Origin of the sequence: Williamsia sp. D3 (assembly GCF_000506245.1) — a bacterium.
GTDB classification, from domain to species: domain Bacteria; phylum Actinomycetota; class Actinomycetes; order Mycobacteriales; family Mycobacteriaceae; genus Williamsia; species Williamsia muralis.
In genome coordinates, this window is record NZ_AYTE01000015.1 from 124941 (window position 1) to 138772 (window position 13832).

Sequence of the window (13832 nt, forward strand, 5' to 3'; positions counted from 1 at the left end):
GTCTACGGGCAGCCGAAACGCGTTAGCGAATCGCCGGAGTGTGTGTCTGTCACAACTGTCTCACCAGCACTGGAATCTAGACGAGCGGTAGCCAGTGATCTATCTCTCTGGCGCGACTCCCCGATGCGGTGACCATCCCCGAGTCGATCGCGTCGACGAGTTCGAGCTGTCCCGTCACCAACAACAGCCACGTGCGCGAATTTGTTTCCACGACATTCGGCGGCGTGCCCCGGGTGTGCCGAGGCCCCTCGATGCACTGCACCGCGACGAACGGGGGAACCCGCACCTCGACCGACGAACCAGGTGCGACCTGAGCGAGGGTGCGGGCAGAGGTTCGCACGGCATCGGCCAGTTCGGCTCGTGTCGGCTCGGCGGCGGCGGGATCGTTCAGCCACGGTTCGACCAGCGCCACCGCGGCACGCATGGCTGCCGGGTCGACCGGCTTACGAGAAGGCACACCCAATCGTGGCACGCCCGCCGATGCACCGATGGGCGCGTGGTCGTCGGGTCGTGTGCTGCGGGCAGCTCCAAGGCTCCCGAGTCATCTGACTCGGCCGAGTCGATGTGTGCGAGGCGCCGGCGTCACGGTTCCAGAACGAAGTTCCCGGCGTGATGGTTTTGGGGCGAGATGAGAGGGCACGTGTCCTTGCCCCTTCTAATTTATAGCGCACCCAGGGGCTTGCGGCAAGACCCGGTTGAGGGCGCAAACTCACTGTCCACGGCCAACATTCGGCCCTTCCGTGCGGTGGCAGCAAGCCGTCGCGATGCGAAGCCGTCAGAGGAGATGAGCGCTTGAACCCGTTGTCCACCAGTGTTTTCGACCTGCCCCACCACCTGGCGCGCAAAGCCGACCCCGCACTGATCGCGCACGATGAGCACCATTTCACCGAGGTCGCGAGGAGTTTGGAAGAGTCGATATCGAACCTGCGGGATCGCATCGACGCGGAACGGAAGGCGCCGGGAGGCGAGGGCCGGGCGGCCATGGACCGGGACATGGAGGTCCACCGGCTCACTGCGCGTCTGCGCACACTGCAGCGGTTCGGCGTCGACCTGTGTCTCGGGCACATGGTGGGCGCGGACGGTTCCGAACCGGTGTATGTCGGGCGACTGGGACTGACGGACAGCTCTGGGCGGCAACTGATGGTCGACTGGCGCTCCCCCGTCGCCGAGCCATTTTTCGGTGCCACCCATGCCGATCCGATGGGCCTGACCCGGCGCCGTCGCTACCGATGGTCCGGCGAGAAGATCACCGACTACTGGGATGAGGTCTTCATCACGGAAGGCCAGGTGGCCGCAGACTCGGATCGCAGCGCAGCGCTCGATGACCAGTCGGCGTTCATCGCAAGTCTGGGACAGAACCGATCGGCCAAGATGCGCGACGTCCTGGGCACGATCGCGGCGGATCAAGACGCCATCATCCGCGGCGGATCGCGCGGCGCACTCGTCGTCGACGGTGGACCGGGCACCGGCAAAACCGTTGTCGCACTGCACCGAACCGCCTACCTCCTCTACTCTGACCCGCGCCTGGGCCATCAACGGGGCGGCGTGCTGTTCGTCGGCCCACACGAGCCCTACCTGGCTTACGTCGCCGATGTCCTGCCCAGTCTCGGAGAAGAAGGAGTGCGGACATGCACCTTGAGAGACCTTGTGCCGGAGGGTGCGAAGGCGACGGTTGAAGCCGACCCCGCGGTGGCGCGACTCAAGGCATCGGCGGACCTGGTGAACGCCGTCGAGGTGGCCGTCCGATTCTATGAAAAACCGCCGGTGAAGGGCATGACCGTCGAGACCGACTGGAGCGAGATCTGGCTGAGCGCCGAGGACTGGGCGGCGGCTTTCCGGTCACCGGACCGCGGCACACCCCACAACGAGGCACGCGAGGCGATCATGGACGAACTGATCGAGATCCTGATCGACAGGTACCGGGGTGACGTCGGAACCGATCAGGTTCGAAACTCGCTGCGGGAGAATGACGATCTGCGCGCCGCGCTGAATCGGGCCTGGCCGATGGTGGATGCCACCGACCTCGTCGGGGATCTGTGGTCTGTTCCCGCCTACCTCCGCATGTGCGCGCCCTGGCTCGATGCCGAGGAGGTCGCCGCACTGCAACGGCCCGATCCCCGGGCGTGGACTGTCTCCGACCTGCCTCTTCTCGACGCCGCCCGACACCGACTGGGCGACCCGGAGGCCGCCTCACGCATCCGCCGCGGACGTGCAGCCCTGCGGGCCGAACACGAACGCCGATCCGGGGTGGTCGACGACCTCATCGCATCCGACGACTCCGAACTGCGCGTGATGTCGATGTTGCGCGGCCACGACCTGAGCCGGGCTCTGGTCGACGACACCGACCGGCAGGACGACCCGAGCGATCCCCACGCGGGCCCGTTTGCCCACATCGTCGTCGACGAAGCACAGGAGTTGACCGACGCCGAATGGCAGATGTTGTTGCTACGGTGCCCTTCTCGTAGTTTCACCATCGTCGGCGACCGCGCGCAGGCACGGCACGGCTTCACGGTGACCGACCCTGGATCGTCCGAGGTTCGGATGGAGTCCTGGCGGGAAAGACTCGAACGCGTCGGACTCGACCGCATCGACGTCGCGACGCTCGGCATCAACTACCGCACGCCCGAGGAGGTCATGACCGAGGCCGAACCCGTGATCCGGGCCGTAGTGCCCGATGCCAATGTGCCGATGTCGGTCCGTCGCAGCGGCTTCCCGGTGGAACACCGATCCGTCACCGACCTCGACCCCATCATCGACCTCGGCCCCATCATCGAGCCCTGGCTGACGGAGAACCCGGACGGCACGGTCTGTGTCATCGATGACAACGAGGTGGACACAAGCAAATTCGACGAGCCTACGCGCGTCCGATGGTTGACGCCACAGCTGTCGAAGGGGCTCGAGTTCGATCTGGTCATCCTGATCGACCCGGAGTCGTTCGGTGTCGGTGTCGAGGGCGCGGTGGATCGCTACGTCGCGATGACCCGCGCGACGCAGCGACTGGTGGTGCTCACCGGTTCGTGACGGCACGACCGGCAGAACCGGGCCGCCGCGTCGAGGCGATATCCTGCGGACAGCCCAGAACCCGAGAAGGAGCGTCACCACCATCAGCGCCACCCTGCATGCCGCCGGACTGTCCGCAGGTCACGGTGAGCGGACGTTGTTCTCCGATCTGGACCTGACCGTTGCCGAAGGCGACGTGTTCGGGCTGGTCGGCGCCAACGGTGCCGGCAAGTCGACGCTGCTGACGCTGCTCGCCGGCCAGGGCACAGCCGACTTCGACGGCACGATCACGCTCAGTCCTCCGGATGCCGAGGTCGGATACCTGGCCCAGGAGGCCGAGTTCGTCTCCGGGGAGTCGGTCCGGCACTTCCTGTGCCGGCGGGTGGGGGTGGCGCAGGCACAATCGGCGATGGACGAGGCCGCCGCCGCACTGGCGGACGGCGGCGACGACCTGTATTCGCCGGCACTCGAACGCTGGCTGCACCTGGGTGGGGCGGACTTCGACGAGCGCGCCGAACAGGTCACCTCGGAGCTGGGCCTGACGATCGACCTGGACGCACCGATGACCACCCTGTCGGGTGGGCAGGTGGCCAGGGTCGGCCTGGCGGCGTTGTTGTTGTCCCGCTACGACATCCTCCTTCTCGACGAACCGACCAACGACCTCGACCTCGACGGGCTCGATCAACTCGAGAACTTCGTCCGCGGTGCTCGCACACCGCTGGTGATCGTCAGCCACGACAGGGAGTTCCTGGCCCGGACCGTCACGGGCATCATCGAGCTGGACCTCGCCCAGCAGCAGGTATCGGTGTATTCCGGCGGTTACGAAGCGTTCCTCGTCGAACGCGAGGTGGCCCGTCAGCATGCCCGCGACGCGTACGACCAATACGCCGACACCAAGAACGCGTTGACCGAACGTGCACAGATGCAGCGCGGCTGGATGGAGCACGGTGTGCGCAACGCGCGCCGTAAGTCCAAGGACAACGACAAGATGGGTCGCGCAGTCCGGTTGGAGTCGACCGAGAAGCAGGCGGCCAAGGCAAGGCAGACGCAGCGCCGCATCGAACGCCTCGACGAGGTGGCCGAACCCCGGAAAGAGTGGGAGCTGCGGATGGAGATCGCCACCGCTCCACGGTCGGGCACCGTGGTGGCCACCCTCAACGACGCGGCCGTCATCCGGGACGGCTTCACCCTCGGACCCATCAGCACACAGGTCAACGTCGGCGACCGCATCGTGATCACCGGAGCCAACGGTTCTGGCAAATCAACGCTTCTCGGGCTACTCCTGGGCACCGTCACCCCTGACCAGGGCACGGCTGCATTGGGCGCGGGAGTCCTCGTGGGTGAGGTGGACCAGGCGCGTGCGTTGTTCACCGGCGAGACCCCACTGGCCGACGCTTTCGCCGTGCAGGTTCCCGACCTCACCGAGGCCGACGTGCGCACCCTGCTCGCCAAGTTCGGTCTGCGCGGTCACCACGTGACGCGGCCGGCCGATTCGCTGTCGCCCGGTGAACGCACCCGCGCCGCCCTGGCGCTGTTGCAGGCCCGCGGGGTGAACCTGCTGGTACTCGACGAACCGACCAACCACCTGGACCTGCCGGCCATCGAGCAGTTGGAGCAGGCAGTCGAGTCGTTCTCCGGGACAGTCCTGTTGGTCACGCACGACAGACGAATGCTGGCCACGGTGCGCTCGACACGCAAATGGCGCCTCGACGCAGGCCGGTTGTCGGAGACTCTGGCCTGACGGCAGTTCTGCACAGGCCCCGTCGGCGAGAACATCACGGGAAGTCCGTGACACCATGAATCAATGGGCACGGATGTGAACACCCAAGAGTTCAGCCGCGAGGACCGCCGACTGTTCCGCGAACAGGTCGGGCGATGCACCGAGGCGGTGGCCCGAATGCTGGCGAACGGACTCTTCACCGATCAGGGCAATCCACCCCAGCCCTTACTCGGCATGGAGGTCGAACTCAATCTGGTCGATCGGGCGATGAACCCGGCGATGTCGAATGCGACTGTGCTCGAGGCGATCGCCGACCCCGACTACCAAACCGAGTTGGGCCAGTTCAACATCGAGATCAACGTGTCGCCCCGCCCATTCGTCGGCGGCGACACCGTGTCGCTCGAGCAGGCTCTGCGTGATTCACTCAACCGCGCCGAGGAACGCGCGGCCGGCACCGACAACCACCTGGTGATGATCGGCATGCTGCCGACGCTGCGCCAGGAACACTTTGCGCATCAATGGATTTCGGCCAACCCCCGGTACGATCTGCTGAACCAGCAGATCTTCGCCGCCCGCGGCGAAGACATCGAACTCGACATCACCGGAGTCCCGCTGACCCCGGGTGGCGAATCCGAACGGCTGCACACCTCGATCGACTCGATCTTGCCCGAGGCGGCCTGCACGTCACTGCAGCTGCATCTGCGGGTGGCACCTGAGGATTTCGCAGATCACTGGAACGCGGCACAGGCCATCGCAGGTGTCCAGGTGGCACTGGCAGGCAATTCGCCTTTCCTGGCGGGCCGGGCACTCTGGCATGAAAGCCGCATCCCGGTGTTCCAGCAGGCCACCGACACCAGGCCACAAGAACTCATCAATCAGGGCGTCCGTCCGCGCGTGTGGTTCGGAGAGCGTTGGATCACAACGATTTTCGACCTCTTCGAGGAGAACACCCGATACTTCCCGTCCCTGCTGCCGGTGGTCTCCGACGAGGATCCACTCGAACAGCTCGAGGCGGGGACCATCCCGGAACTCACAGAGCTGCGTATGCACAACGGCACCGTCTACCGCTGGAACCGTCCGGTGTACGACGTGGTCGACGGCCACGCACATCTGCGCATCGAGAACCGGGTGTTGCCTGCAGGACCGACCGTTGTCGACATCATGGCCAATGCCTCGTTCTACTACGGGGTGCTGCGTGGCCTGGTCGACGCCGAACGGCCGCTGTGGTCGCAGATGTCGTTTGATGCCGCGGCCGAGAACCTGCAGGCGGCTTCACGTGACGGGATCGACTCGCAACTGTATTGGCCGACACTCGGCTGGGTGCGACCCGACGAGCTCGTTCTGCGAAAGTTGTTGCCGCTGGCCGACGAAGGACTACAGGCGTTCGGTGTGAGCGCCGACGCCCGCGACCGCTATCTCTCGGTCATCGAGGGACGTGCCCTCAATCGGCAGACCGGTTCGGTGTGGCAACGTGCCTCGGTGCAGGCACGCGAGCAGGCCGGCGACAGCCGTGAGGAGGCGCTGGCTGGGATGCTGCGCGAGTACATAGAACGCATGCATGACGGCGCGCCGGTGCACACCTGGGATCTGTAGCGGTCGCGAGTCTCGGCCGGGTTGCCTACCGTGCCGCGTTCTTGATGAATTCCTCGACGCCGGCAGCAGGTTTCACGCCGCCGAAGTAACCGCCACGCACGTGCCTGCGCAGTGCGGCATCGTCGGTGGCCCGGGCGGCGGAATGCCACAGATAGGCGTCGTGCAAGATGATGTCGCCGCGTTCGGCGTAGACGCCCACCTCACCGCGGATCTTCTCGAATCCGAGCGGCATCTCGAACGGTGGTGTGCGGTCGGTGCGGCCGCCCGAGGGTCGCGCCGTCGACGGCACCGACACCCCGTTGGCGTTGCGATACGGCGCAGGGGTCGCCCACAGGTGACTTCCCGGCACCACCCGCAGGAATCCGTTCGCCGGGCTGGTGCCGTCGATGTGCACGGTGAAAGCCGTGCTCGGCCAGACGTCGAGGCTGGGGCTCGCCTGCCAATCGGAGTGCCAGCCGATACGCGTGTAGCCCGACTCCTTTCCGGGCCGGGCATCTTGGTACACCACGCCGTTCTGTTCGTGCGCCCGGATCCAACATGATTCGCCGACAAGCTGTTTCATGATGTCGATCAGCACGGGGTGGGTGATCGCGGCGTCGACCGCAGGCGACAGCTCGCTGATGTACTCCACGTAGTTGGCGAACTTGTCGGCCTTGGCCGCCTCATCGAGGAACACCGTCGAGCCGTAGCGGTCGTCGAGTTCCCCGGACACCACCTTCTGCTGGGCGTCGACGCATTCCGCTTCGATGGCCGCGGTGTCGGCTTCGGCGAGCATCCCCCGCAACACGACGTAGCCGTGCATGTCGTAAAACCAGAGGAGACCCTCGATGTCGTCGGGTCCGTATACGCCGGGGCCTGCGGTCACAATTGTCATTCACGAGACGTTAGCGCTGGTCAGGAGTTCTTTCAGGGTGAGCGCGTGCTCTCGTCGAAGTTGTCACGTGGTCTTAATACGAGCCCGTGGCCAGTCCCCCCACCCAGGCGACGTAACTGGACGGTTCATCAAAATTAGAACATGTTCTAGTGTGGTGCCGAACCGCCGGGGAGCGGCCTGAAGCCGAGCCCCGCCACAACGAAAGTGATCGTCATGAAAGCAGCAGTCACCGGAGCCGCAGGATTTGTGGGTCGCAATCTCGTCGACCGTCTGGTCGCCGACGGTCATTCCGTCGTCGCCATCGACAGGCACCACCCCGTCGATGTCGCCGACCACGGTGCGGTCAGCTGGGTGAGCGCCGACATCCTCGATCCCGAATCGATCACCGAGGCACTGACCGGAGTGGACGTGGTGTTCCACCTGGTCGCGGTGATCACGCTGCGCCACACCGACGAGAACGCCTGGCGGATCAACACCGAAGGTGTCCGCAACGTCGCAGAGGCAGCCCTGGCCGTAGCGCCCGGCGCATGGTGCACTGCAGTTCGATCCACTCGTACGACCAGTACACCTGCGGTGGTGTCATCGACGAGACATCCAGCCGATCGGACAACGCCGAGCTGCCGGTCTACGACAGGTCGAAATGGGCAGGTGAACAAGAGCTGCGCAAGGTCATCGACCGCGGACTGGACGGGGTGGTCTGCAACCCGACAGCCGTGATCGGCCCGGTGGACCACACCCCGTTCTCACGCATCAACGGGATGCTGCTGGATTCGGCGCGTGGCCGCGTGCCCGCACTGGTCACCGGAGGATTCGATCTCATCGACGTGCGTGATGTCGCGGCCGGCCTGATCGCCGCGGCCGAGCACGGCCGGACCGGTGAGAACTACCTGCTCACCGGGCAGATGGTCACCATGCTCAAGGCATTCCAGATGGTCGCCCGAGAAGCAGGGCGTCGCGGACCGGCATTCGCGTTCCCGATGAGCATGGTGAAGGCCATCCTGCCGGTCGCCGAGCCCATCTGCCGACTCTTCAAATCCGATCTGATATCGAAGGCGGCGCTCGGGTCCCTCGAGGCCTCCCCGGTGGTCGATGGCACCAAGGCCCGCACCGAGCTCGGCCACTCGCCGAGGCCGGTCGCCGAGACGATGCGTGACTTCGTGACCTTCATGGTGGCCGAGGGACAGCTCAAGGTCGCCGGGAGCAAGGCTTCGGCCGACACCGGCGCCACCCCGGCGGCCATCTGATGGTCGCCGGTGGTCACCTCAGTCCTTGGTGACCAATCCCCGACCGGTGATCTGTGGGAGGTCCAACGCGGTCAGCAGACCGGGCTGGGCCTCCACCACGGCCTGCACAGCGTTCACCAAACGCATTGCGGTGACCAGCATTCCGGAATCGTTGTGATCGCCGTTCTCGCCGTGGTGCACGAAGTCGACCGTCATCACCGGATCGCCGGTGATCTCGATGCGGTAGCAGCCGTCGCCGTGACTGGGGATCGGCCACTCGGGTTGGGCATCGGCCTTCGTGCGGGTGACGTGTTCGAGAATGATGCGCTCAGATCCGTTGACGGTGCCGATGACCTCGAACCGCACCGCAGCCATCGTCCCCTTGGCGATGTGGCACGACGCGATGTCGTAATCCTCTTCGGCAGGTCGGCGGTCGATCCGCTCCACGAGGGGCTCATCGAGGGTGAGGTCGAGACCGGCAGCCAGTTGCCGCACGACGGGACCCCACGCCAGCGACAGCACCCCCGGCATCCAGAGCATCGACTGATGGTCCATGGGTTTGCCGAAGCCGAACAGCTCGGTCATCGTCATGGGCTGGTAGTACGTGGAGTAGTCGGCGATCTCGGCCACTCGCAGTTCGTCGATCCGCTTGGACAACGACGTCATCGCCAGCGGCAGGACGTCGTTGGCGAAACCCGGATCGATGCCGTTGACGTGAAGACTGGCGTTGCCCGCTCGTGCTGCCGCGCGTATGCGCTCGTTGAAGTCGTCGGGGAACACACCGTCCGGATAGACCAGCGCAACCGGTCCGGACGAGACCACATTGACCCCTGCTTCCAGGAAGCTGATCAGGTCCTCGACCGATTCCATGATGCGGTCGTCGGTCATGGCGCCGTGAACGATGCAGTCGGGGCGCAGCGCCAGCAGTTCTTCTTTGTCTCCGCTGGCAGCGATTCCCAGTTCGCGGCCCAGACCGGCGAGCTCGCCGACGTCCTTGCCGACCTTGTCGGGATTCGACACCCAGACCCCGACGAGTTCGAGTTCGGGGCGGGCGAGCACACCCGCTATCGCCAGCTTCCCGATCGTGCCGGTTGACCAGACCACTACACGTAACGCCACTTCATGACCTCCAGGACAGAAACTAGAACACGTTTCACCCTAGACCCCGCCCACCCCGAAAGTGGCGGGTTTCGGTGGAGCAAACCTGCTGGTCGCCGTCCCCGAAACCCACCACTTTCGAGGGTGGAAGACGACTACATCTCTTCGGCGCCGACCAGCGCGGCTTCTTCGAGACGGCGGTCGGTGGCGGCAGCGGGTTCGGGCTCCGATTGCGTCCCCACCACTGCGATGGCGGCGATGGCGACCACGCTGTAGCCCACGGCAAACCAGTAGGGGGCTGCGTTGGTGCCGAACCACTCCGCGAGATGAGCCACCAACAGCGCCGACACCGCCGCACCCATCCAGCGCAAGAAGTTGTATCCGGCACTCGACACCGACCGCGGACCGGTTCCTGCCGCCATCGCCATGCCGGTCAGCGCAGTGTTCAGCACACCAGACGGGATCCCCGAGACGATGATCGCGGCCATCACCAACGGCTTCAGGTCACCGGCCGTTCCGATGGCCGCAACAGCCATCACGATGCCGAAGACACCGACAGCAGTGATCACGCCGAGCCGTTCGCCGAGGGCCTCGACCACCCGGGGTGCGAGCGTCACGCCGCTGAGCGCGACGCAGAGGCCCCATCCGACAAACACCAGCCCCAGGAAGATGGGTCGCATGTCCAGAACGATCGGCGCCCAGGCGATCACGGTGAAGAACCCCGCCGTATAGAACGCCGAGCCGATACCTGTCACCAGGAGCCTACGATTTCGCAACGCGCGCAACGGGTCTGCGATACCCACCTTGGGGCGCGCCGTGGCCGGACCATCCTTCGACAGCTTCATCGCGCAGAGCAAGGCGCCGATCGCCATGAGGACCGCCGTACCGGCAAAGGGGGCGCGCCACGTCCATTCGCCGAGAATCGCACCGAGCAGCGGCCCGACCGCAAGCCCGACCCCGAGGGCTGCCTCGTAGAGCAGGATCGCGCCGTGTTGACCGCCGCGAGCCGATCCCACGATGAAGGCAAGTGCTGTCGCCATGAACAGGGCGTTGCCCAACCCCCACGCCACGCGCAGGGCGATCAGCTCGCCGATTCCGTTGGCGGTTGCCGAAACACCCGCTGCGACAACGATGAAGGCGAGCCCGGCGATGAGTGTGCGTTTCGGCCCGAAGCGGTACGAGCTGTATCCGGTGATCAGCATCGCGAACACCTGCACGCCCATGTACACCGCGAACAGCAAAGTGACCTGGTCGGCGCCTGCATCGAGTTGCTTGGCGATCTCCGGCAGGATCGGGTCTACGAGACCGATACCCATGAATGCGATGACGGCCGCGAATGCCGTGGCCCACACCGCAACCGGCTGCCCGCGAACTGCGTCCAAAAATCCCTGGTGTTCGGCAACCTGTGACGAATCACCTTGCCCTGTTGTCATGTTCACTCCTCTTCTTCAAATCGTGAGGCACTCGACTCATCGAGACTCTCCAGTTGTGCGCGCAGCGACCGCAATGCGGGGACAGCGGCTCGGAGGGCTCGCAACTCGTCGTCGGTCATGCCCGCCATCGCTCGGGCGAGCACCTCGTTGCGCGCCGACTGCAGCTGCGCCATCTCGCGCCGCCCGTCGTCGGTGATGCTCACCTGCACCGCCCGACGGTCATCGGGATCGGGGTCGCGACGCAGCAGCCCGTGACCGACCAGCACATCCACGGCCGCTGTCACGGTCGGCATCCGCACGCCCTCGCGGCGGGCCAGTTCTCCCATCCGCATCGGTCCGTGCTCTGCCAGGGTCGCCAGGGTGGAGCCCTGCGCCGCGGTGTATTCGCCGAACGGCGACCGTCGGCGAATCGTCAGATACACCCGAGCCATCGTCGGGCGGATGGCGTCGGCCAGGTTGGTCAGCTCGTTGTCAAACACTTAGCAAGGGTAATACTTAGGACTTCGAACTATCAAGTAGAACCGCGGCTCCAGTACCCCATTTTGGTGGGTTACGGCGACCGAAACCGCAGGTCGCGGCCGCCGAAACCCACCAAAATCGGGCTAGCCGAAGAGGGCTGGGAGCGTTGCTTCGAAGGTCTCGCGCAATTCGGTCAGCGGGATCGAGACTGATCCTGGATCTCGACCGAATCGCTGCCCTGATCCACCACGCCGATGCGGGTCCACGGCATCTGCCGCGCGTCGAGCATGCCGGTGAACCGGGTCTCCTCGGTACGCGGCACCGCGACCAGAACTCGGCCCGACGACTCGGAGAACAGCCAGACGAACGGGTCAGCGCCTTCGGGGAGCAAGATCCGGCAACCGGTCTCGCCCGCGAGTGCTCCCTCGACGACGGCCTGCGCGAGGCCACCCTCGGACAGGTCGTGCGCAGCGGACACCAGGCCATCGCGCGACGCTGCGGTGAGGATGGCGGCCAGCAAACGCTCACGCTCGAGGTCGACAGCAGGCGGCGTGCCACCGAGGTGGTCGTGCACCACCTGCGACCAGATCGATCCATCGAATTCGTCATGGGTGTCACCGAGCAGGATCAGGGTCTCCCCCGGCTCGGTACCGAAACCGGTCGGGATGCGTCGACGCACGTCGTCGATGACACCGAGAACACCGACAACCGGCGTCGGCAGGATGGGCGTGGCGCCGGTCTGGTTGTAAAACTCACGTTCCCGCCGGTGACCGGGATACCCAATTGCGCACAGCCGTCAGCCAATCCGCGCACGGCCTGCTGGAACTGCCACATGACGGCGGGGTCCTCGGGCGACCCGAAGTTCAGGCAGTTGGTGACGGCCTTCGGGCTCGCGCCGCTGACCGCGACGTTGCGGTATGCCTCGGCCAACGCGAGCTGCGCGCCGCGATAGGGATCGAGGTAGGTGTAGCGACCCGACGCGTCGGTGGAGAGCGCTATACCGCGGCCCGACGCCTCGTCGATCCGGATCATCCCCGAGTCCGCATGTTCGGCCAGCACGGTGTTGCCCCGCACGTAGCGGTCGTACTGCTCGGTGATGAACCGTCGGCTGCACAACGCGGGCGAGGAGATCATCTGCAGCAGCGTGTCACGCAGCTCGTCGCCGGAGGCCGGCCGCTTCAGATCCTTTGTCGTGGAGGCGATCACGCCGTCCTGCCACTCCGGCCGCGCGACGGGACGCTCGTAGACCGGCCCTTCGTGGGCGACGGTCCGCGGCGGAACATCGACCACGGTTTCGCCGTGCCAGGTGATCTCGAGACGCTCACCGTCGGTGACCTCGCCGATGTCGGTGGCCAGCACGTCCCACTTGCGGCAGACCTCCATGAACGCCTCGACGTTCTCCGGCGCCACCACGGCACACATGCGTTCCTGCGACTCGCTCGAGAGCACCTCGGCCGGGGTCATCCCGGTGGCCCTCATCGGGACCTTCTCCAGCTCGATGCGCATCCCGCCGTCACCGGCAGCAGCCAATTCGGAGGTGGCACAAGACAATCCGGCACCGCCGAGGTCCTGGATGCCGATGACGATGCCCGCCTTGTACAGATCAAGGCAGCACTCGATGAGCACCTTCTCGGTGAAGGGATCGCCGACCTGCACCGCGGGTAGCTTCTTCGGACGCCCACCACCCGTGTCGTCGAAGGTCTCCGACGCGAGCACCGACACACCGCCGATCCCGTCGAGACCCGTGCGGGCACCGAACAGGATGATCCGGTTACCGGTCCCCGACGCGAACGCCAGGTGCAGGTCCTCAACCCGCATGACACCAGCACAGAGTGCATTCACCAACGGGTTCCCGGCGTACGACGCGTCGAACACCGTCTCGCCGCCGATGTTCGGCAAACCGAGGGAGTTGCCGTACCCGCCGACACCGCGCACCACACCGTCGACCACCCGGCGGGTGTCCGGCGCGTCCGCTGCACCGAATCGCAGTTGGTCCATCACGGCGATCGGGCGCGCCCCCATGGCCATGATGTCGCGGACGATGCCGCCCACCCCGGTCGCGGCGCCCTGGTAGGGCTCGACATACGACGGGTGGTTGTGCGATTCGACCTTGAAGGTGACCGCCCAGCCGTCGCCGATGTCGACCACACCGGCGTTCTCGCCGATGCCCGCGAGCATCGAGGAGCGCATCTCGTCGGTGGTGGTCTCGCCGAAATACCTCAGATGCACCTTGGATGACTTGTACGAGCAATGCTCGGACCACATCACCGAATACATGGCCAGTTCGGCGGCGGTCGGCCTGCGGCCCAAGATCTCACGGATCCGCTGATACTCGTCGTCCTTGAGGCCCAGCTCGCGAAACGGCTGGGGCTGGTCGGGGGTATCGGCGGCGACGGAAACGGTATCTACGTCTGCACTCACGGTGACAGTCT

8 protein-coding genes and 2 pseudogenes are annotated in these 13832 nt (G+C 65.7%); 4 read left to right on the forward strand and 6 right to left on the reverse strand.

The window, feature by feature from the left end:
• Window positions 1–76: 76 nt before the first annotated feature.
• The gene (locus W823_RS40670; protein ID WP_031332026.1) at window positions 77–457 is read right to left on the reverse strand and encodes a sterol carrier family protein; all 381 of its coding nucleotides are present in this window, start codon (window positions 455–457) and stop codon (window positions 77–79) included.
• A gap of 335 nt (window positions 458–792) precedes the next feature.
• Between W823_RS40670 and helR the strand changes: the two genes are divergently transcribed.
• From helR to W823_RS40685, 3 genes are all read left to right on the forward strand, one after another.
• Window positions 793–3021 (forward strand): RNA polymerase recycling motor ATPase HelR, encoded by a 2229-nt coding sequence (gene helR, locus W823_RS40675; RefSeq protein ID WP_023957320.1) that lies wholly within the window; start codon window positions 793–795, stop codon window positions 3019–3021.
• 82 nt (window positions 3022–3103) lie between these two features.
• Complete coding sequence (locus tag W823_RS40680) at window positions 3104–4741, forward strand: ABC-F family ATP-binding cassette domain-containing protein (protein ID WP_031332027.1); 1638 nt, start codon at window positions 3104–3106, stop codon at window positions 4739–4741.
• A 63-nt stretch (window positions 4742–4804) separates the two neighbouring features.
• A complete protein-coding gene (locus tag W823_RS40685; RefSeq protein ID WP_023957324.1) occupies window positions 4805–6313 on the forward strand; it encodes a glutamate-cysteine ligase family protein in 1509 nt (502 codons plus the stop codon).
• Window positions 6314–6338: 25 nt separating this feature from the next.
• Here the strand turns inward: W823_RS40685 and W823_RS40690 are convergent, their stop codons facing one another.
• Window positions 6339–7187, reverse strand: coding sequence for a phytanoyl-CoA dioxygenase family protein (locus W823_RS40690; protein ID WP_023957326.1), 849 nt, complete (start codon window positions 7185–7187; stop codon window positions 6339–6341).
• A gap of 213 nt (window positions 7188–7400) precedes the next feature.
• Between W823_RS40690 and W823_RS40695 the strand changes: the two are divergent.
• Window positions 7401–8431: pseudogene (locus W823_RS40695) on the forward strand (NAD-dependent epimerase/dehydratase family protein).
• Between the two features lie 18 nt (window positions 8432–8449).
• Here W823_RS40695 and W823_RS40700 read toward each other — a convergent pair.
• The 4 genes and pseudogenes from W823_RS40700 to purL form a co-directional block, all read right to left on the reverse strand.
• A complete protein-coding gene (locus W823_RS40700) occupies window positions 8450–9529 on the reverse strand; it encodes a diacylglycerol kinase (RefSeq protein WP_023957328.1) in 1080 nt (359 codons plus the stop codon).
• 134 nt (window positions 9530–9663) lie between these two features.
• Complete coding sequence (locus tag W823_RS40705; RefSeq protein ID WP_031332029.1) at window positions 9664–10941, reverse strand: MFS transporter; 1278 nt, start codon at window positions 10939–10941, stop codon at window positions 9664–9666.
• A gap of 2 nt (window positions 10942–10943) precedes the next feature.
• Window positions 10944–11420: a MarR family winged helix-turn-helix transcriptional regulator gene (locus W823_RS40710; protein WP_023957333.1), complete on the reverse strand. Its 477-nt coding sequence runs from the start codon at window positions 11418–11420 to the stop codon at window positions 10944–10946.
• Between the two features lie 123 nt (window positions 11421–11543).
• Window positions 11544–13821, reverse strand: a pseudogene (gene purL / locus W823_RS40715) (phosphoribosylformylglycinamidine synthase subunit PurL).
• Between the last annotated feature and the right edge of the window lie 11 nt (window positions 13822–13832).

What these genes read in the sequence shown, in the direction of transcription:
- W823_RS40685 (WP_023957324.1), top strand. Translation starts at nt 4,805, where the DNA reads ATGGGCACGGATGTGAACACCCAAGAGTTCAGCCGCGAGGACCGCCGA.
- W823_RS40690 (WP_023957326.1), bottom strand. Translation starts at nt 7,187, where the DNA reads ATGACAATTGTGACCGCAGGCCCCGGCGTATACGGACCCGACGACATC.
- W823_RS40705 (WP_031332029.1), bottom strand. Translation starts at nt 10,941, where the DNA reads ATGACAACAGGGCAAGGTGATTCGTCACAGGTTGCCGAACACCAGGGA.